This is a genomic window from Calditrichia bacterium, from assembly GCA_020634975.1.
Classification (GTDB): domain Bacteria; phylum Calditrichota; class Calditrichia; order RBG-13-44-9; family J075; genus JACKAQ01.
Map to the genome: position 1 here is coordinate 516532 of JACKAQ010000001.1, position 20211 is coordinate 536742.

Consider the following 20211-nt stretch of genomic DNA (forward strand, 5'->3'; position numbering starts at 1 on the left):
TTTGAACACCGATGAGTTTCGAGAACATTATCCAACGGGAATTTGAGGAAAGCATTGCCGTAAAACAGCGGGCGATGCGCGAAAACAGCGAAGTTCTCGCGGCGATTACCGAAGCTGTGATCGCATCGCTGGGCAACGGCGGCAAGCTGCTGCTTTGCGGCAACGGCGGCAGCGCGGCGGATGCACAGCACATCGCAGCTGAATTTGTGGCGCGATTTGTGATTAATCGCCAGGCAATTCCGGCAATCGCGCTCACTACCGACAGCTCGATTCTCACGGCAATTGCCAACGATTTCAGTTACGAAGATGTATTTTCCCGACAGGTTGAGGCACTCGGCAATCCCGGCGATCTCTTTTGGGGCATCAGCACCAGCGGCAATTCCCCCAACGTGCTGAAAGCGGCGGTTACCGCCCGCAAAAAAGGGCTGATCAGCATCGGTTTCACCGGCGAATCGGGCGGAAAACTCCGCGAGAATTGCGATTTGTGCCTCTGTGTGCCATCAAAAGTGACCGCACGGATTCAGGAAGTGCACATCACGGCGGCGCACATCGTTTGCCAAATCGCCGAAGAAAGGCTCGCAAAATGAGCAATCGCGCCGTTTTCATCGATCGCGACGGCACGCTGAATGTGGAGGTGGAATATCTCAACAAGATCGATCAGCTAAAGTTGATCGACGGCACAGTTGAAGCGCTGAAACTGTTGCAAAATAACGATTTCAAAAGAGTAGTGATCACCAATCAGTCCGGCATCGCCCGGGGATATCTGACGGAACGGGAGCTGCACGAAATCCATGCGGCATTGAACGAAATGCTCCGTTTGCAATCGGTTTCGGTGGATGCGATTTATTTTTGCCCGCATCACCCGAAAAAAGGTATCGCGCCGTATCTGCAACATTGCGATTGCCGGAAACCGAAAACCGGGATGTTGCAACAAGCTGCGAGTGATTTGGGCATCGATTTGTCCGCCAGTTTCGTGATCGGCGATAAGCCCGCCGATGTGCTCGCCGGACAAAATGCCGGCTGCAAAACGGCGCTGGTGCTCACCGGATACGGTCAGCAATCGCTGCAAAAGCTCGACGAAACCGGTGCAAAGCCTGATTTTATCGCCAAAAACCTGCTCGACGCCGTGCGCTGGATTTTGGGCAGTTGATTGATGTTTTTTACAAATAAATTCGGGCACGTCGGCGCAGTGCCCCTTCAATTTAAGAAAAATAAATCCTTATTTTAAACTTATGAAAATACTCTACATAACACCTGTTTTTCAACACCCGAAAGTGCGTGGCTCAACCCGTTGTTATTTTTTTGGGCGCGAGCTGGCAAAACGTCACGACGTCACAATGCTGTCGCTAAAACGCAATAATATTTCTCCCGAAGCGTTGGCAGACGTGCAATCTTTTTTTACGCGACTTTTTCTGTTTGACGCACAGCCGAAAACCACCGCTAAAGGATTTATGCGTAAAATTCAGGCAACGCTTTCGGACAAAAACGCCATCCGCGAAATGAGCGACAAATTACGGGAACTGACCCGCAAAGAGACGTTCGATGCCGTGCTATTTCACGGAAAATCAGTGTTTCCGGTGATCAACAGTTTCACCAACTTGCCAATTGTGATCGATTTTTGCGACGCCACAACCATGCGCATTCGCGACCGGATGCGCCAGGAATCGCCGGTGATGCGGCTGATGCTCAACAAACGGCTCAACAAATTCAACGAAATTGAGCAACAATTGATCGCCAAAACGCCGCATGTGGCGTTTATTTCCTGCCGCGATCGCGATGCAGTGATGCAGCAGCGTCCCGGTATTCGCATTGTGCCAAACGGGGTGGATTTGCAATTTTGGGAACGCCGCAGCAACGCACCGCGAAACAATTGCATCGTTTTCACCGGTGTGATGGATTATCGCCCAAATGCCGAAGCGGCGCACTACCTCATCGATGAGCTGCTGCCGCTGTTGCGCGACCGCGTTCCGGATATCGAAATTCTGATTGTCGGGCGCGATCCGTCCAAATCGCTCTGCGAAAAAGCGGAAAAATACCCGCAGGTAACCGTCACCGGATTTGTGGAAGATGTTCGGGATTATCTCGAACAAGCCGCCGTTTTTGTGGCGCCGATTCCCTATGCTTCCGGTGTGCAAAACAAGGTTCTCGAAGCGTTTTCGATGAAAATGCCGGTGCTCTGCAGCAGCGCCGTAGCCGCCGGATTGCATTTTGAAGATGGCGAAAAACCGCCGGTGCGTGTTGCGGATGATCCCGAAACGTTTGCCAATTCGCTCATCGATTTGCTGAATGACGACGCCACGCGAGCTAAACTGGCTGCCGCCGGACGCGATTTTGTGGAGCGGCGCTTTGTTTGGGGCGAAAACGTGAAAATTTTCGAAACGATGCTGGAAACCGCTATCGCCGAATTTAAAGCGGAAACTGCGACCAATTCGAAGCCATGATCAGGGGATTCCTATCATCGCAGGAATCTTTGTCAAGAAATTTATACTCAATAAAAACAACGGGTTAATCGATGCTTGAAATGACACTCTCCACCCGATTTGAACCGGGCACAAACCTGAGCGGGAATCTCGCACGGGCAGATTGGCGCTATTTGCTGCCATCGCTGGAGCTGTCGCGGTTGCTGTGCATCGGCATTCCGGCACCGGAAACGCTGGCTGTGCTTGGCACCATCGCCCGTGAAATGCTGGTTGCGGAGCCGGATGCGCAACGCCTCAAAATGATCGCAACTGCGGCGCAGGAACTCGGTGTCGAAAATTTGAGCAACATTTCCGCTGAACATTTTAGCACGATCGATCTGCCCGAACAATCGCTGGACCTGATTTACGTCACCCGCCGAATGACCGCAGCGCTGCTCGCCGATCCCAAATTGATCGCCAAATGCCAGCGGTCGCTCAAACCCGATGCGCATCTCTATCTGGAAATTTCCGGGCAATCGCAAAAACGCCGCTTTCGCCAAATATTCGCTAAAAACACGGGATTTCAGGAAACCGCCCGGTTTTGGCTGACGCCGTTTTCCGGCGAATTACGCACCGCCGTCCCGGTGAACGATCGCGATGCATCGGCATATTTTTTCAAGAATGTGCTGTTTGGGCAATCGTTCAAAAAACGCTCGCTGAGCCAAATTGGTGGATTACTCAGCCAAACCGGATGGATCGACACGGTGATGCCGCGCCACGCCGTGCTGCTTTCGCCGAAAAACAGCAAAACGGAATTGCCGTTTTCACCGCCGTTGTTTTTGCAGGAAATCGCCCAAAAAGCAGGATTCAGTTTGTCAAAATATCGCTTTGCGCTGTCCGCACGCGGTAAATATAACAGCAACAAAGTGATCTTTTTTCTGTTCAATCGCGAAACGGATCAGGTGGAAATAGTCATTAAAATGACCCGTTCACCGGAATACAACGCGCGTTTGGAAAACGAATTTCGCATGCTTAAACATTTGAAAGATAACAACTTAGCCGAAGCAGGAACATATCCCGAACCGTTCTTTTTTGATTACCACAACAATTTGGCGGTCATCGCTATTCGTGCGGTTTACGGTGCGCCGTTCCGCGTAAAAACGACCGCAAAACCGGATTGCCCGGTTGCAGCGGACGCCGCCAACTGGCTGGCAACGCTCGGCAAACGATCCGCAAATGTGGACGCGGCCAGCGCCGGAGACGCCGCAAATGCACTGCAACAGTTGTTCGAGCAATTTCAGCAAACCTATTCGCTGCCGGATGACGAAGCCGGATTTTTGGCGAATGCGATTGCCCAAATTGCCGACAGCACTGCCCCCTTCCCCACTGTTTTTCAGCACGGCGATCCGGGCACCTGGAATATGTTGGTGAATGATGCCAACCGCGTAATCGTGATCGATTGGGAATCGGGCGAACCGCAAGGCATGCCGATGTGGGATTTGTTCTATTTTTATCGCACGTTTGCATCGTGGGTGGCGCGACAGTCCGGCGAAAACGATCCGCAGAAAAATTTTGCCGCACATTTTCTGCTCGATTCACCGATAAATCGGCTGATGGCGGCGCAATTTCACCATTTTGCGGCAGAAATTCAGCTCGATCCGGCACTGATTCGCCCGCTGTTTTACACCTGCTGGATGCATCGCGCGCTGAAAGAATCGATGCGGCTGTCACCGGAGCAGATGGCCGGCGGCACGTTTGTCAATATTTTGCGACTGTGCATTCGCGAAAAAAGCGCCCGGGATTACAGGCTATTTTCGGGCAATAATTGTAATTTTTTCTTTATCATTTACCCATAATCTTTTGAAATGAAAACCGGAACAACCAACATTCACCAAAACGGCAAAGCTGCGCACAATCACACCGGAACGATCCAGCCATCGCTGGTTAATATTTTTGCGCTGCTGAACGAACAGCGGGTGCGTTACGCCCTGCTGCGCGGATTTGACGAATTGAGCGAAAACCCGCCGATCAAAGAGATTGATTTGCTGGTGCATCCGCTCGATTTGCCGGCGTTCGAAAAAATTGTTCGCACATCTGCATTTGTAAAATTACCGCGACTCGGTTACGCGCCGCATCATTTTTATGTGAATTTCGATCGCGCTTCCGGCATTTGGCTGAAGTTGGATGTGGTCACGGATTTGTTTTTCGGCAAACCGGTTCGCCATTTGCGCTGGCCGGTTGGCGGAGATTTTTTGTTTCGCCGCGAACAGCGGGCACCGCTGTTTACGCTGTCACCGGCGGATGAATTGGTCAGTTTATTTTTGCATAACTTGTTGGATAAACAAAGCTTTAGAGCAGAGCGACTGACGCGAATCAATCGCTGATTACAGAAATTGAAACGCAGCCGGACATGCAGCATCAGGTGGTGCAACTGCTGCAAAGCGCACTCGGCGACGCATTGGATTGGGAACAACTGCGATTGTTCATCGGCGAAATCGCCGAAAAAAATATCCGTTCGGAAGCCAAACGAATTGGTGCTGCGCTGAATCGTCACAAACCGCTTGGCAATTTTTTCCGGAAAATAACCACACCGTTGCTCAAAAAACTGCGTTCGCTGGCGTTTGCCACACGGCATCGCGGGATTTGGGTGGCGCTGCTCGCACCGGATGGCGGCGGAAAAAGCACCCTCTCGAAATCGCTGTTGAAACAGCCGTTTTTGCGCAGCAAAATTGTGTATATGGGCATCAACGTGGATGCCAGCACGGTGGGCTTGCCAACCACCAAATTATTGAAAAATATCATCAAAAATATGACATCGGCGAAACGCCCGAAGCTGCTGATTTTGCCCGTAAAGGCGTTGGCATCGGTGAACAAATTGCTGGAACACTGGCTGCGCGTGGGTGCGGGTTTCGCATATTCGTTGAACGGGCGAACCGTGATTTTTGACCGGTTTATTTACGACAGCTATCTGGCCGGTGCGCCGAAACGGTTAAAAAGCAAGCTTCGCCGGCTGCTGTTTTGGGGCACTTGCCCGCATGCCGATCTCACTATTTTTCTGGATGCACCGGGCGAACTGCTCTTTCGCCGGAAAGGCGAGCATTCGCCGGAGGCGCTGGAACGCCAGCGCCAAAAATATTTGGGCATCGCTAACCAGATTCCCAATTTTCACGCTGTCGATGCCACACAATCGCCGGAGGATGTGCAACTTGCGGTTCTCGAACTGATCTGGCAGACGTATCAAAAGCAAAGAAACGGATAACTTTGGACGCACAAGATTCGCAAAAACAACCACTTGAACCTGAAATTCCATCGCCGGCGGAATCGGTAAAAAAAGCCAAAAAGCCGGGCAAAAACGCCACGCGAAAACAGATTCGCGGTTCCAGCCTGCTGATGTTCGGGCAGTTTATTTCCGTCGGGCTGAACTTTTTATCGCAGGTGCTGATCGTCCGGTATTTGTCGCAGGCGGATTACGGCGCGTGGACGTATGCGCTGTCCGTCGTGGCATTTTTTGAGGGATTTTCTTCGCTCGGGCTAAAACGCGCGGTCAGTCGGTTCGTGCCCATTTTTCATGAAAATGAGGAATACAACAAGCTTTTCGGGACAATTTTTATCTCGTTTGTTTCGGTGATTATCACCGGAGCGATTTTTGTCGGCGCTGTTTGGGTGTCGCCGGAGGTCATTTCCGAATTGGTGAAAGGCGAGGGACAGCCTGTTGCTATACTGCTGATCCTCATTTTTATGGTGCCGGTCGACGCGCTGGATTTGATGCTGCTCAGCCTGTTTGCCAGTTTTGCCAGCTCAAAAATCATTTTCACCCGAAAGCATTTGTTGGGTCCGGGCGTGAAGTTGCTGGTTGTGCTGCTGCTCATTTTCTTCGAAAGCGACGTGTTTTTTCTGGCGTATGGCTATCTGACGGTGAACGCACTGATGGTTGTGCTCTATACCGCGATGCTATATTTTTTGCTGAAAAGCCAGAATTTGATGAAGCATTTTCGGGCGGCGGCAATGGAATATCCGGTCCGAACCATTTTGCTTTTTCGATTCCGCTGATGACCTCGGATTTGGTAAATGTGCTAATGCATGCCAGCGATACCATGTTGCTCGGCTATTTTCACGATACGGTGGCAGTGGCAAATTACAAAGTTATTTTGCCCGCAGCGCGTTTCAATAAATTGGTGATGACCAGTTTTGCACTGCTGTTTACGCCGCTGGCAGCGCGGCTGTTTGCCCAAAACGATTTCAAAGGCATCAACGAATTGTATTGGAAAACGGCGGTTTGGCTGGGTGTTTTGTCGTTCCCGCTGTTTGCGATTACGTTTGCGCTGGCAGATCCCCTGACCGTTTTTCTGTACGGCGAACGCTATGCGGAATCGGGGCTTTATTTGCAATTGATCGCTGTTGCCTATTATTTCAACATCGCGTTGGGCTTTAACGGACTGACGCTAAAAGTGCTCGGAAAAGTGCGCTATGTGGTTATTATTAATGTAATTGCGGTGGTTATCAACCTGATACTCAATCTGATTCTAATTCCGGCGTACGGCGCACTCGGTGCAACTGCGGCAACCGCATTCAGCATGATTGTGCATAATATTCTAAAACAGGGCGGGTTGAAACTTGCATCTGGCATTAGCGTGTTCGATTTGCGCTATCTTTCCTTTTACGGTGAGTTGATCGCCGGTGTCATGCTGCTGTATTTGATTCAATTGTTTGTCACACACAACCTTTTCGTGCTGTTAGGGGTTGACTGCGATTGTAACAATCGTTATTTTGAAATTGAGCCAACACCAACTGCAGATCGAGGAAAATTTCCCAGAATTGCTGAAAATACCCGGCATCAAACACATTTTGAATTGGAATCCTTTCAATCGTAAATAGAGAATATACAGATAGATAGACCATGTTAAACGCCATCACCAGCCGGGTTTCGATTGTTATTTGCTGCACGTTGCTGTTGAGTCTTTCAACCGTATCCTGCGAAAATAACGCGCCGGAAAAGGACAGCAAACTGCTCGTCGATTATCCGCCGCAGCACGATATTTCTGCCGTAACAGACGCGGTGGAAGGCAATGTGCGCGGCTATTTAACGACGCCGCAGGAGCTCCGCGAGATCAAACGCAAAGCGGATGCGGGCATCGAACCGTATCGCAGCGCAGTTGCAGATGTGGTTTCATTCGCGAAAAAAGAATGGGAATGGCAGCCGCCAAAGGGCGAGCAAACCTGCCCGTCCGCGGATGATCCGGTGTATCTGGAAATGGGCAGTCAATTGGCGTATGCGCAGGCGTTGGCATACCACCTCACCGGCGATGCGGCATTCGCAACTCATGCGATTTCCGGCATTCGCGGCATTCTCGGCATCTCCGGATTTGGCGAACCGGGCAACACCAGCAAACCGGATAAGCAGTGCCAACTCAATTTATCGTGGTGGATTCCCGGGTTTATTCATGCGGCGGATTTGCTGGAAGACGTGCCGGAATGGCAAAATAGCGGTATCAAAAAACCGTTTCAGGAATGGCTGGCGAATGTGGTTTATCCGATTATTTCATTCACTGCGGAAGTATCGATGAGCAATTGGGGCGCGGCGGCAACGCATTGTTGCGCAGCGATTGCGGATTATCTGCACGACCGTAACGATCTCAATTTGGTGAGTTACAACCGTTTGAGTGCGCCGGAACCGTTCACCGCGCGCGCGCCGGCCGAAGCGTTCGAACACGCAAACGCACTGGCTTTGGGTCGAATGAACGGCACCCGTTGGGAAGGCAAAGGCGGCAGTTCCAGCGCCTGCGATTTCGATCCGTCCGCCAAATCGATGATCCGTCCGGACGGCGCGATTCCCGACGAGCTGCGGCGCGGTTCCACCGGCTGCGAAGGTGCGGCAATCGAAGAAAATGACAAATCGAACATGTATTCGCAAACCCATTTGCAGCAGTTGATTGCCCATGCAGAGTTGCTGCTCCGGCGCGGCGATCACCGGATTTACGACAACATCCAGCCGGAAGCGCTGCGCATCGAATATTACGATCCCAACGGCAACCCGCTCGCGGTTGAGTTGCCTGCCGGACGCGGTTCGTTGTTAAAAGCAATCGAATTCGTGTTTCAGAAATCGAAAAATCCGGTGCCGCGATCGCTGAAATCTGCCGGCGAAGTGGCGTATCGCTATTACAAAGCACCGTTTATTTTGAGTGCAATTGAGGCTTCGCGTCCCAACAGCAGCAACCGGGCAATGGCGTTCGAAACGCTCACCCACGGTTTTGCAGAAGGCGAAACCATCGCTTTGCCGCCAACGGTTCCGGCGCCGAAGTAGAGAGGGAAAGACCCTTTGGCAACGCTAAGGGTCCGGAATATCCGTACCTATTGAAGTAAACATTCTGTTTTAATCACGTTTTTTGGAGTACTTATGACATTCAATTTGAGCCAGGCACTTTCGAAATATAAATGGGAAACCACCGGAATTGTTGCTTCGTTGGTGCTCGGTGTACTGGCGGGACAATTTGGGGTGATTTTTGTGCTAGCAGGTGTCATCGCCATTATTATGCTGGCGTTCATGCTCTATCGCCCGGATACAACTTCCGTTATTATTTTGTTTGTGCTTTACGCGAATCTGGCGGTTGTCGCCACAAAATTTTACAAAGTGCCGCCGGTTTTGGCGGGCGCGTCTTTTTTGTTGCTCATTATTCCCATTTTAAATTATCTGTTTGTTCAGCGAAAAGGGCTGATTCTCAACCAGATTTTGCTGATGATGGTGATGTATGCGATAACCCTGATGATTTCCGGCGTGCTGTCCGGCAGGCTCGGTGAGTCACTCGACCGGATTATCGGTTTTTTTGTGGAAGGGCTGATTCTTTACTTTTTGGTTGTCAATGCTGTTCGCACCAAAGAAGTGCTGCGCAAAGCGACCTGGGCGCTGATTTTATCGGGCTGCCTGATGGGCGGATTATCGATGTATCAGGAGTTCACCAAATCGTATAACAACCAATTTGGTGGTTTGGCGCAGGTAAAGGAATCGTTTATCGGCACCGGTGAAACGGATTTTGGCGGCGACCAAATCAAACGAAAACGGCTGGCCGGACCGATCGGCTCAAAAACCGCTATGCCCAAATCATGGTTGTGCTGCTGCCGTTGGCTTTTTTCCGGATGCTCGGCGAAAAAAATAAAAAATTGAAATTGTTCGCGGCAATATCCTGCATTCCCATTTTGGCGGGCACGCTGCTCACATTTTCCCGTGGTGCGGGCATTACTATTGTGCTGCTGTTAATTATCATGACTTTAATGCGATACATAAAAGTTTGGCATTTCGCGCTGGCGGCGATACTGGCTGTTGGCGTGGTTCTGGTTGCCGTTCCGGATTATGTGTATCGAACCTACAAAGCGATTGAGGGGTTGACCAGCGTTGCCAGCAACAATGTGGCAGATGCGGATGGCGCGGTTCGCGGGCGTGCAACGGTCGGGCTGGCTGCGTTACACATGTTTTTGGACAACCCGATTTTTGGGGTTGGTCCCGGGCTTTCGCAGGCATACATGATCGAATACAGCAAAGAAGGTTATCGCGAAATTGATACCGAACGCCGCGCCCACAATATGTATATCGAAGAATTGGCGGATACCGGCATCGTCGGATTTTTGATGTTTATGTCTATTATTTTATACACGTTAACCAGCATGATGCGGCTGCGGAAACGCTACCGGGAAACCCACCCGGATATGGCATTTCTCACTGCCGGATACTTGCTCGGGTTGTTCGGCTATCTGCTCACGGCGGTGTTTTTGCATCTGTCGTATGTGCGCTATTTTTGGGTGCTCATTGCCCTTTGCGGTGCAGCCATCCATATTTTCCAACAGCAAATTAAACAGGAAACCGAGCTTGCCGAAGCCGAAGCCGAAGCCGATGCAGAAAAAGTCCGGTTAACTGCACAATCGCGGGAGCTAATGTATCGTTGAGTGATCCCGTTTTGACACGCGATAACCTGATTTTGCTGGTGCGGCGCATCGACTGGCGCTTTTTGCTGCCATCGCCGGTGCTCAAATCGGTGGGCTATTTCGGCAAACCGGATGAAACGCACCTTTCCGCATTACGCCATTTCAGCGAACAATTGACAATTGTCCCGCAAATTGGCTCGACCGAATCCGCCGAAAATTTTGATGTCGCTATTTTGTCCGGCACTGAAAAACCACTGTTTTCCAACGCTGTAACTTCAGTGAAATCAGGTGGTTATTTATACTGGGAAATACGGCAATCATTTTCGATTATCGGATATTCGACGCCGAACGTTTTCGCCCGGCAACTGCGCAAAGCAGGTTTTTCGGATATTCGTTGCTACTGGCATCGCCCGTCGTTTCAATCCTGCAAAGAAATTATTCCGCTGGATCATCCGGCTGCCCTGCAATTTGCGATGGACAAAGGGCACACACCGGATTCAAAGGTCAGATGAAACAACTTGGCGGCAAAATATTAACGGTCAGCAAATTGCTGCCACTGTTGACGTGCCCGTTCAGCATCGTTGCCCGGAAATTGCCGGAGGCGCAACGATGAACGCCATCAACACATTTTTGCGGGAAAATTGGCAGCGATTCAAATTATCGCGATTTGGCGATGGCACCGCGCTGTCGTCCGTGCTGCTCACGCCGGGATTTCAGGCGTCCAGCCACATCATCGCATTTGTGCTGACCGATGGGCAGCCAACCGCGAAAATGGTGGTCAAACTGCCGCGCATTCCGGGCGATCACGCGCGGCTGGACATCGAAGCTGCGAACCTGCGCTATCTGTTCAATCTCCGAAAATCGGTTTTTCCGGGAACGCCGGAAGTGCTGGCATACGACAATTGGCACGGGCACAAAATGCTGGTGGAAACGATGGTTCCGGGCAGTGTGTTGCGTCCGGCAGCGGCGCGCGCGCAACTTCGATTTTGTGCTGCAAACCGGTCGCGATTGGCTGATGGAACTGCACACAACCACCAAAATTGCCACCGAAACGCTCCCAAAATGGCGCGATACGGCGTTCGATAATCGATTTAACGTGCTCGCAACATCCTTTATTTTGACGCCGCAGGAACAGGTTGCCATCGAAAAAGGTGCAGCCATCGGGCAATCCATAAAATTGCCGGAACTGGTTTTCGAACACGGCGATTTTTCTGCACCGAATCTGTTGCTGCACAACGGGCAGCTCGGCGCTGTCGATTGGGAGTTGGCAGATCCGCACGGTTTGCCGATGGGTGATTTTATCTTTTTTCTGACATTCCTGGCGTTCGCCAAAAATGGTGCGCAATCGCTAAAAGATTGTGTTTCTGCATTCGAACAGGCGTTTTTTTCGCCCGGCTGGGCGATGACGCATCTGCGCCAGTTCGCCGAATTTGCCGGTATTCACCCGACGCAAATTGCAGCGGTTTTCGCGATGTGCTGGATGCGCTATTTGTCCAACATGCTCTCCCGGCTTCGCGGCGACAACCCGAACATCAGCGCCCAAACTGCGGCGTGGTTGCGCGGTAATCGCTATTATCATTTTTGGCTGATGGCTATCGAACGAATGGATGAACTGCGGGGTTGAGTTGAAGGCGAAGGCGAAGGCGAAGGCGAAGGCGAAGGCGAAGGCGAAGGCGAAGGCGAAGGCGAAGGCGAAGGCGAAGGCGAAGGCGAAGGAAAATAATTCTGTTTATTTAGAAATGCAAATTCGGGATCGGTAATGGCGTTTGATGATTTTCGTAAAATGAATGTTTGGCAATTATCTGTCAAATTGGTGAAACAGATTTATTCACTTACTAATTCTTTTCCTGCAGACGAACGATTTGGTTTGATTTCGGATATGCGGCGTGCAGCAAATTCAATTGCCCATAATATTGCCGAAGGTTTCGGCAGATACGAACCAAAGGACAAAACCAGGTTTTATAAAATTTCACGGGGAAGTTGTTTTGAAATCATGAGCCAAATATTTGTTTCCAAAGAACTTGGATTCATTCAATCTGATGAAATTATTTGGCAAATTACTGAGGATTGCAAAAAAATTATCGAAGAATTAAACGCAATCATAAAAACCCTCGAAACCCGAAAGTTTTAACCTTAATCTTAGCCTTAGCCTTAATCTTAACTTAAAATTATGAACAATAAAAATCACACATTCACTGTCGCGCTGATTGGCGGGGACGGCGCCGGAAAAGGCACCATCTCCGAAATGTTACTGGAAAAATGTCCGCTGCCGCTGGCATATTTGTATATGGGCATCAATATCGAGTCGAGCAATGTGGCGCTGCCGACCTCGCGATTTATCGAAAAATTCAAAAAATCGCGCGGCGACGAAGGCTACCGCCCACCGACCGAAACGACACACACGTCCAAACGAAAGCGCAAAAATCCGCTGTGGGTTACGCTGCGGTTGGTCAACCGGATTGCGGAAGAATGGTATCGCCAATATTTATCGCGGAAATTCCGGCGCGCCGGAAAAGTGGTGCTGTACGATCGCTATTTCACGTTCGATTTTGCCCGCAATCCCAACGAAAGCGACGCGCTGTATCGCCGGCGACCGCTGGACGACCGTCTGCATCGCTGGCTGCTCGCCAACACCTATCCCGAACCGGATGTGGTGATTTTTCTGTGGGCACCCGCCGAAGTGCTGTTCGCCCGGAAAGGCGAAGCCTCGCTGGAATATCTGACGGAACTGATGCAAACATTTGATGCCAAAGGCGCAACCCATCCGCAGTTCATCAAAGTGGATGTTCGCCAATCCAAAGATGCTGTTTTTGCTGAAGTTAACGATCATTTGATTCGCTTTCACGAATCGCTGAAAACCGGCGACAGTTACGCGCCGCAACCCAAAGGGCAGGTGTGATGGGCGGTTTGCCAATCCAATATTTGTCGGATATTTACGGATTTTCATCGGAAAAGCCGAATTTGCTGCGGGTGCTGACCTATCACCGCATCGGTCATCCGGATGAAACGCCGCATCTGGAACCGCGCCAGATCAGCGCATCGACAGAAAATTTTGCCGCGCAGATGGCGTTTTTGCGCCAGAATTATCGGGTGCTTTCGATGCCGGAGGTGCTCGAACATATCGAAAGCGGTCGGCAGTTGCCCGATCGATCGGTGCTGATCACTTTTGACGACGCCTGTCTGGATGTGAAATCAAACGCCCATCCGGTGTTGAAAAAACTAAACTTAACTGCGACCGTTTTTGTGCCGACGGCTTATCCGGGTCACCCGGAGCGGGCATTTTGGTGGGACGATTTGTATCGGGCAGTAGTGCTGACCGACCGCCGTTCGTATCCAAATTCCCCGATCGGCTCGCTGTCCCTCGATTCGCTGGAAAATCGATTACAGCATCTCAAATCGTTGCAAAATTATGTCAAAACGCTGTCGCACGATGAATTACTGGAAACCGTTTTGCGAATTGCCGGCGATCTCGGCAACAAACCAAAAGCGGTAAAAACGGTGCTCGATTGGGACGAGCTGCGCGAACTTGCCGGCGAAGGTGTTCTCAATTTTGGCGCGCACACCCGAACACATCCAATTCTCACACAGGCGACGCTTTCGCAGGCACACGATGAAATCAGCGGATCGCTGTATGATTTGCGGCGGGAAATTCCGGAATCGCTGCCAGTTTTTGCCTATCCGAACGGCAACTGTTCCCCGGAAATTTTGGAAATAATGCACGAAGAAGGCTACAAACTGGCCTTCACCACCGAGGATGGCATCAACAATTTGAACACGGCAAATCCGCTGCTGCTCCGGCGCATCAACATCACCCGGCGCACCTCGCTGAAACTGTTCCGGCTGCGGTTACAACGCTGGTTTTCGGCGGTGGATGTGTATCGGCATCAATGACAATGGATGAGAAATGGAATCAAAAATATTGAATAGCACGCGCCCAACATCAGCAACCTCGGAAATGGTGGACACCGTCGCCTACACGATGTCCCGTTTCCCAAAACTCACCGAAACCTTTATTTTGTACGAAATGATCGCGCTGGAAGAAGCGGGCGTTCGGGTGGAGCTGTTCCCGCTGCTCAAAGAAAATCAGGATGTGCACCATCAGGAAGTGGCAAAATGGATGGAGCGCGCCCATTTTTATCCGTTCATTTCCGGGAGAATTATCGCCGCAAATTTGCGCTATCTTATTAAAAAACCAATTACTTATCTTCGCACTATTTTTGAAGTACTGTTCGGAACCATCAGTAGTTTGAACTTTTTTTTCGGTGCGCTGGGCGTGCTGCCGAAATCGGTGTTGTTTGCGCAGGAAATGGAAAAATTGGGTGTGAAGCATTTGCACTGCCATTTTTGCACGCATCCGGCAATCGCCGGGCTTATCTTATTCCGGCTTGCCGGCATCCCCTTTTCGTTTACGGCGCACGGTTCGGATTTGCATGTGGATCAAACCATGCTCGGCAAAAAAATTGCGGCGGCAAAACGGGCAGTGACGATCTCGAATTTCAACAAAGAAGTGATGGTTTCTGCTTCCGGTGAATCGCTGCGCGATAAAATTGACGTGATCCACTGCGGTGTCGATCCCGATTTATTCCAGTGCCACGATCGCAATCGCGAACCCGGCGCACCGTTCCAGATTTTGTGCGTCGCTTCGTACGAGGAAGTGAAAGGGCACAAATTTTTGGTCGATGCCTGCAAAATATTGAACGATCGCGGTGTGCCGTTTCGCTGCCATTTGGTCGGATACGGTCCGCTGCGCGAACAGGTTGAGCAGCAAATTGGCGATCTCGGTTTATCGGAATATTTTGAAATTCATGGCGGATTGCCGCGCCACAAAGTATTGGAAATGCACGCGTTAGCCGACGTGCTCATTTTGCCGAGCGTGCCCACAAAAAGCGGCAAAAAAGAAGGCATTCCGGTGGTGTTGATGGAAGGTATGTCCAGCTGTTTGCCGGTGGTTTCCAGTAAAATTTCCGGCATCCCGGAGCTGGTGCAGGATGGCGTGAGCGGTATTTTGGTCGAACCGAAAAACGCCGCAGCCATCGCCGATGCGTTGCAACGGCTGCACGAGAACCCGGAGCTTCGCCAACAAATGGGCACCGCCGGACGCGAGTTTGTGCGCCGCGAGTTCGATCTCAAAAAAAATGCCCGGAAATTGTTCGGCGTGTTCCGCAAAGAGATTCTCGTATAATTTAAATTTGGAATGAAATTGCATTCCAGGCAGGAGCCTGGGACGAGAAGGGAAAAAGGTTGGCAATCGATAGATTCCGCAACCGGAAAATCCTGCAAAACCTAACCGCTCCAAAATTGACATTGACTTTTTTTCAGCATTGTTTCGATGTAAATTCTCCAAAAAAACGGATCACTTTACGCAAATTGTTACGTTTTAAAACGGTTGTGTGACGCCGAAAAATGGATTATTTTGTCGCTTGTTTTAAAGAGGGTTAAACCAACCGGCAGTATCGCCGATAGTTGAAAACGTTGCAAAACAATTGGATAAGCAAAACTGAATAAAGGAGAACCTGATGAACGAAGACTGGCTCGAATTGTCCCCCAAAGAAAAGGAAGAAAAAGAAGATAAAAAAGACGAGAAAAAACCTTACAGTGTCGATCAAAAATTGATGGAAAGCCGTACGATTACGATTTATGGCGGCATCGACCAGAAATTGGCAAAAGATGTTTGCCAACGGTTGCTGGCGCTGGCTGCGGAATCGGACGAGCCCATCAAATTGTATCTGCACTCGCAGGGTGGTCATGTGGAATCTGGCGATTCGATTTTTGATATGATCCGTTTTATCAAGCCGGAAGTAAAAATTATCGGGACGGGTTGGGTTGCCAGTGCGGGTGCGCTGATTTTCGCATCTGCGGATAAAAAGAATCGCTTTTGCATGCCAAACACCAGATTTTTGCTGCACCAGCCGAGCGGTGGCGTGATGGGTCAGGCGACTGATATAGGTATTGAAGCGAAGGAAATTGTAAAAATGCGCCGCCGGTTGAATGAAATTTTTGCAGATGCCACCGGTCAACCCATCGAGCAAATCGAAAAACAAACCGACCGCAACTTTTGGATGACCGCCGACGAAGCTGTTAAATATGGCTTGGTTACCAAAATTGTCAAGTCTGCGGATGAAGTGAAATAATTTTTTCTTTAGCTGAATATCAAAAAGCCGCGCCGTTTGGTGCGGCTTTTTTCGTTTAGCCCAATCCAAATTGACTTTGCTTTATTTGAGCTAAACGGTTATTTTTTCGTAATATTTGAAAATGAAAAGGATAAGTTATCAGAACACAATCTGCCATTGAATACATCACGCCGTTGCGCGAAGGCGGTTCGCTGCCAGCCGTTATCCGCGCGGATGACGGACAATCGTATGTCATGAAATTTAGCGGCGCCGGTCAGGGTGTGAAGGCGCTCATCTCCGAAATTATCGCCGGAGAAATTGCCCGCGAGTTGGGTTTCAGGGTGCCCGAAACGGTATTTATTTCGCTCGATCCGGCGATCGGGCACACCGAACCGGACGCGGAAATTCAGGATTTGCTGCACGCCAGCGCCGGGCTGAATCTGGGGTTCCAATTTCTCAGCCACTCGTCCAGTTTCAATTTGATGGTACCGCCAAAACCGGATACCAAATTTGCCTCGGACGTGGTCTGGTTCGATGCATTCGTCACGAATGTGGATCGCACACCGCGCAATGTGAACATGCTCATTCACAACGGCGACATCTGGCTGATCGATCACGGTGCAGCGCTGTATTTTCAGCACAATTGGCAGGATCACATCAAACAGAGCGAAACAGCGTTCCCGATGGTGAAGGATCATGTATTGCTGCCGCTGGCATCGCAACTGGACAGCAGCGATGCCGCCATCAAACAGCGGTTGAACAGCGGCGTTTTCGAAAAAATTGTCGCTCTGATTCCCGATGAATGGCTGGCAACCGACGATAAATTTGATTCGCCGGATGCGCATCGCCGGGCATTTGTGGAATTTCTGACGCACCGGCTGGAGCATTCGCATATATTTGTGGAGGCGGCCAACAGTGCCCGATCCAATCACATTTGAATACGCGGTTTTGCGGCTCGTTCCACGGGTTGAGCGGGAGGAATTTCTCAACGTCGGGGTGATCGTTTTTTGCAAACGGGGTGATTTTCTCCGCGCCAGAATCGATGTGCAACCGGAACGTCTACACGCTTTTGCGCCGGACGCGGATGAAATGATGATCCGCAATCAGCTCAACGCTTTCACCAATATTTGCGAGGGCACGCCCGAGTCCGGTTATTTTGCGAATTTGAGTAAATCAGAACGATTCAACTGGCTGGCTGCGCCGAGCAGCACGATTATCCAGACATCCAAAGTGCACAGCGGCATCTGCAATCGTCCGCTGCCGGAAATTCTGGATGAACTGTTTTCGTTTTTTGTGAAATGAAATTTTTCCATTTTACGGGGAGATTCCTGCCTGCGCAGGAATGACGGAAAAATACAAATAGCGGTCATTTCCCGATTCTCGGGACAGGCTCCGCAGATGCCACAAAGTGGCTCCTTTGGAGCAGGATTTTCATCAGAAACTTTGCCTTGTTTGTTTAACAGCATCATCCAATCAAATCGATAATTCAGGAACTCACCCATGAAAATTATCAGCCGCAATATATTATTTTTTCTCGGCTTAGCCGGACTATTTTTCACTTCCGTTTTCGGGCAATCCGGTCGCGTTGTCGCAATAACCATCGATGATTTGCCGGTGGTTTCCCGCCATTTTAAAGATATCGAATCGTGGCAAACAGTAACATCCAAAATCATCAAACATTTGAAAGCGGAGCAAGTGCCGGGCATCGGATTTGTGAACGAAAACAAATTGTATCGCGATGACATATTGGACGAGCAGCGCCTCAACCTGCTCCAGCAATGGCTGGATAACGGGTTGGAATTGGGCAATCACACGTTTTCGCACCGCTCGTTGCACAACATTTCGGTCGAAGAATATTCCGCAGATGTGCTGAAGGGCGAAACGCACCTCAAACCGATGATCGAAAAAAACGGCGGCAAGCTCGAATTTTTCCGCCATCCGTATTTGCAAACCGGACGGACGCTGGAAATCAAAGCGCAGCTCGATTCATTTTTGACAGCGCACAACTACCGCATCGCGCCGGTTTCGATGGACAATTCGGAATGGACATACGCGTTTGCGTACGATCAGGCTGAAAGCCAAAATGACACGGAAATGATGCAACGCATCGGCGATGCATATCTCGAATACATGACCGCGGTTTTCGCCTATTTTGAGCAGCAATCCGTTGCGCTGCTCGGTTACGAATTGAAGCAAATTTTGTTGATTCACGCCAACCGGCTCAATGCGGATTATCTCGGTAAACTATTGAAAATATTGAAAGAACGTGGTTACAAATTCATCGCGTTAAACGAAGCATTGAGCGATCCTGCCTATCAAAAAAAGGATACATTTACCGGCAATTCCGGCATTACCTGGCTGCACCGCTGGGCATTGGGCGAAGGCAAAAAAGGCGATTTTTTCAAAGGTGAGCCGGAAGTGACGGATTTTGTGCAAGCCTATTTTGACCAACACATCCGATAAAAGTGAGCAACCAACATGACCTTTCACGCGACAAAAGCATTTGCCCGATCGCTCGACGCCAGCGATCCGCTGCGGGATTTCCGCAACAAATTCCATCTCCCGTTGCAAAAAAACGGTGAGCCACACATTTATTTTTGCGGCAATTCGCTCGGTTTGCAGCCGAAATCCGTGCGCAAATATGTCGAGCAGGAGCTGGCGGATTGGGAAAATTTGGGTGTGGAAGGTCATTTTCACGCCAAAAATCCGTGGTTGTCCTATCACAGCTATCTGACGGATGCAACAACCCGGCTGGTCGGCGCGCTGCCGCACGAAGTGGTTGCGATGAACAGCCTCACCGTCAATTTGCATTTGCTGATGGTCTCGTTTTTTAAACCGCTGCCGCATCGATTCAAAATTCTCATCGAAGCGAACGCGTTTCCGTCCGATCAGTACGCGGTGCAATCGCAGCTTAAATTTCATCACATTGATCCGGCGGACGGATTGCTGACCCTGCCGCTTCGTCACGACGAATCGACCCACCGAACCGACGATATTTTGCAATTTCTGGAATCATACGGTGAAGAAATCGCCCTCGTTTTGCTCGGCGGCGTCAATTATTATTCCGGTCAGGCGTTCGATATCGCCAAAATTACGGCGGCAGCGCGATCACACGGTTGCATTGTCGGGTGGGATTTGGCGCATGCAGCGGGCAATTTACCGCTGAATTTACACGATTGGGGCGTGGATTTTGCGGCATGGTGCTCGTATAAATACCTCAATTCCGGTCCCGGCGGGATTTCCGGCGTTTTTGTGCACGACAGGCATGCCGAAAATTTCCGGCTGCAACGATTTGCCGGCTGGTGGGGCAACGATCAGGAAACCCGTTTTTTGATGAAACCGCGATTTCAGCCGACGGTTGGCGCGGAAGGTTGGCAACTGAGCAATCCGCCGATTTTGCCACTGGCGGCGCTGCGGGCATCGCTGGAAATTTTTGACGATGCAGGAATGGATCGCCTTCGCCAAAAAAGCGAATTGCTGACGGCGTATCTGCAATTTTTGCTCGATGACATCCGCGATGAGCGGCTGCAGATCATCACGCCACGCGATCCGGAACAGCGCGGCTGCCAACTCTCAATTGTGTTGCGGGAAAACGGCAAACAGGCGTTCGAGGCGCTCAGCAACGCAGGTGTCATTTGCGATTGGCGGGAGCCGGATGTCATTCGCGTCGCGCCGGTGCCGCTGTATAATTCATTTGAAGAGGTGTATCATTTTTACGAAATTTTACGGAATTATTTGAAATAAGCCATTTCGCAAACATGAAACGCTCGCTTTCGCTTTGCGAAAAA

23 protein-coding genes are annotated in these 20211 nt (G+C 50.4%); all 23 read left to right on the forward strand.

All coding sequences use genetic code 11. The features are described 5' to 3' along the window. Positions 1-11: 11 nt before the first annotated feature. Positions 12-587: a D-sedoheptulose 7-phosphate isomerase gene (gene gmhA / locus H6629_02060; GenBank protein ID MCB9066582.1), complete on the forward strand. Its 576-nt coding sequence runs from the start codon at positions 12-14 to the stop codon at positions 585-587. Then, complete coding sequence (gene gmhB / locus H6629_02065) at positions 584-1150, forward strand: D-glycero-beta-D-manno-heptose 1,7-bisphosphate 7-phosphatase (GenBank protein ID MCB9066583.1); 567 nt, start codon at positions 584-586, stop codon at positions 1148-1150. Before gmhA ends, gmhB begins: the two co-directional genes overlap by 4 nt. Positions 1151-1232: 82 nt before the next feature. Continuing rightward, a complete protein-coding gene (locus tag H6629_02070; protein ID MCB9066584.1) occupies positions 1233-2441 on the forward strand; it encodes a glycosyltransferase in 1209 nt (402 codons plus the stop codon). Positions 2442-2512: 71 nt separating this feature from the next. Further along, on the forward strand, positions 2513-4255 hold the full coding sequence (locus tag H6629_02075; GenBank protein ID MCB9066585.1) for an aminoglycoside phosphotransferase family protein: 1743 nt from the start codon (positions 2513-2515) through the stop codon (positions 4253-4255). Between the two features lie 9 nt (positions 4256-4264). Beyond that, positions 4265-4783, forward strand: a complete 519-nt coding sequence (locus H6629_02080) for a hypothetical protein (GenBank protein MCB9066586.1) — start codon at positions 4265-4267, stop codon at positions 4781-4783. A gap of 26 nt (positions 4784-4809) precedes the next feature. Continuing rightward, on the forward strand, positions 4810-5658 hold the full coding sequence (locus tag H6629_02085) for a hypothetical protein (GenBank protein MCB9066587.1): 849 nt from the start codon (positions 4810-4812) through the stop codon (positions 5656-5658). Between the two features lie 2 nt (positions 5659-5660). Next, positions 5661-6449, forward strand: a complete 789-nt coding sequence (locus H6629_02090) for an oligosaccharide flippase family protein (GenBank protein ID MCB9066588.1) — start codon at positions 5661-5663, stop codon at positions 6447-6449. Then, positions 6449-7270 carry a polysaccharide biosynthesis C-terminal domain-containing protein gene (locus H6629_02095; protein ID MCB9066589.1) on the forward strand — a complete coding sequence of 274 codons (822 nt, stop codon included), beginning with the start codon at positions 6449-6451 and terminating at the stop codon, positions 7268-7270. The genes H6629_02090 and H6629_02095 overlap by 1 nt, the downstream gene beginning before the upstream one ends. Positions 7271-7296: 26 nt before the next feature. After that, positions 7297-8700 (forward strand): hypothetical protein, encoded by a 1404-nt coding sequence (locus H6629_02100; GenBank protein MCB9066590.1) that lies wholly within the window; start codon positions 7297-7299, stop codon positions 8698-8700. A gap of 93 nt (positions 8701-8793) precedes the next feature. Continuing rightward, positions 8794-9558 (forward strand): hypothetical protein, encoded by a 765-nt coding sequence (locus tag H6629_02105; protein ID MCB9066591.1) that lies wholly within the window; start codon positions 8794-8796, stop codon positions 9556-9558. Then, the gene (locus tag H6629_02110; GenBank protein MCB9066592.1) at positions 9498-10334 is read left to right on the forward strand and encodes an O-antigen ligase family protein; all 837 of its coding nucleotides are present in this window, start codon (positions 9498-9500) and stop codon (positions 10332-10334) included. Before H6629_02105 ends, H6629_02110 begins: the two co-directional genes overlap by 61 nt. After that, positions 10331-10825 carry a hypothetical protein gene (locus H6629_02115; protein MCB9066593.1) on the forward strand — a complete coding sequence of 165 codons (495 nt, stop codon included), beginning with the start codon at positions 10331-10333 and terminating at the stop codon, positions 10823-10825. The genes H6629_02110 and H6629_02115 overlap by 4 nt, the downstream gene beginning before the upstream one ends. Before the next feature lie 97 nt (positions 10826-10922). Beyond that, positions 10923-11399, forward strand: coding sequence for a hypothetical protein (locus tag H6629_02120; protein MCB9066594.1), 477 nt, complete (start codon positions 10923-10925; stop codon positions 11397-11399). Further along, positions 11329-11937: a phosphotransferase gene (locus tag H6629_02125; GenBank protein ID MCB9066595.1), complete on the forward strand. Its 609-nt coding sequence runs from the start codon at positions 11329-11331 to the stop codon at positions 11935-11937. Before H6629_02120 ends, H6629_02125 begins: the two co-directional genes overlap by 71 nt. A gap of 135 nt (positions 11938-12072) precedes the next feature. Continuing rightward, the gene (locus H6629_02130) at positions 12073-12444 is read left to right on the forward strand and encodes a four helix bundle protein (GenBank protein ID MCB9066596.1); all 372 of its coding nucleotides are present in this window, start codon (positions 12073-12075) and stop codon (positions 12442-12444) included. Positions 12445-12483: 39 nt separating this feature from the next. Next, the gene (locus H6629_02135) at positions 12484-13212 is read left to right on the forward strand and encodes a hypothetical protein (GenBank protein MCB9066597.1); all 729 of its coding nucleotides are present in this window, start codon (positions 12484-12486) and stop codon (positions 13210-13212) included. Further along, positions 13212-14204, forward strand: coding sequence for a polysaccharide deacetylase family protein (locus H6629_02140; protein MCB9066598.1), 993 nt, complete (start codon positions 13212-13214; stop codon positions 14202-14204). Before H6629_02135 ends, H6629_02140 begins: the two co-directional genes overlap by 1 nt. Before the next feature lie 13 nt (positions 14205-14217). After that, complete coding sequence (locus H6629_02145) at positions 14218-15495, forward strand: glycosyltransferase family 4 protein (GenBank protein MCB9066599.1); 1278 nt, start codon at positions 14218-14220, stop codon at positions 15493-15495. Between the two features lie 334 nt (positions 15496-15829). After that, positions 15830-16444: an ATP-dependent Clp protease proteolytic subunit gene (locus H6629_02150; protein MCB9066600.1), complete on the forward strand. Its 615-nt coding sequence runs from the start codon at positions 15830-15832 to the stop codon at positions 16442-16444. A gap of 137 nt (positions 16445-16581) precedes the next feature. Then, a complete protein-coding gene (locus H6629_02155; GenBank protein ID MCB9066601.1) occupies positions 16582-17361 on the forward strand; it encodes an aminotransferase class I and II in 780 nt (259 codons plus the stop codon). Continuing rightward, the gene (locus H6629_02160; protein ID MCB9066602.1) at positions 17339-17725 is read left to right on the forward strand and encodes a DUF3037 domain-containing protein; all 387 of its coding nucleotides are present in this window, start codon (positions 17339-17341) and stop codon (positions 17723-17725) included. The genes H6629_02155 and H6629_02160 overlap by 23 nt, the downstream gene beginning before the upstream one ends. 198 nt (positions 17726-17923) lie before the next feature. After that, positions 17924-18886: a polysaccharide deacetylase family protein gene (locus tag H6629_02165; protein ID MCB9066603.1), complete on the forward strand. Its 963-nt coding sequence runs from the start codon at positions 17924-17926 to the stop codon at positions 18884-18886. A 15-nt stretch (positions 18887-18901) separates the two neighbouring features. Further along, entirely contained in the window at positions 18902-20167 is a 1266-nt protein-coding gene (gene kynU, locus H6629_02170; protein ID MCB9066604.1) for a kynureninase, read from the forward strand. Positions 20168-20211 lie beyond the last annotated feature (44 nt).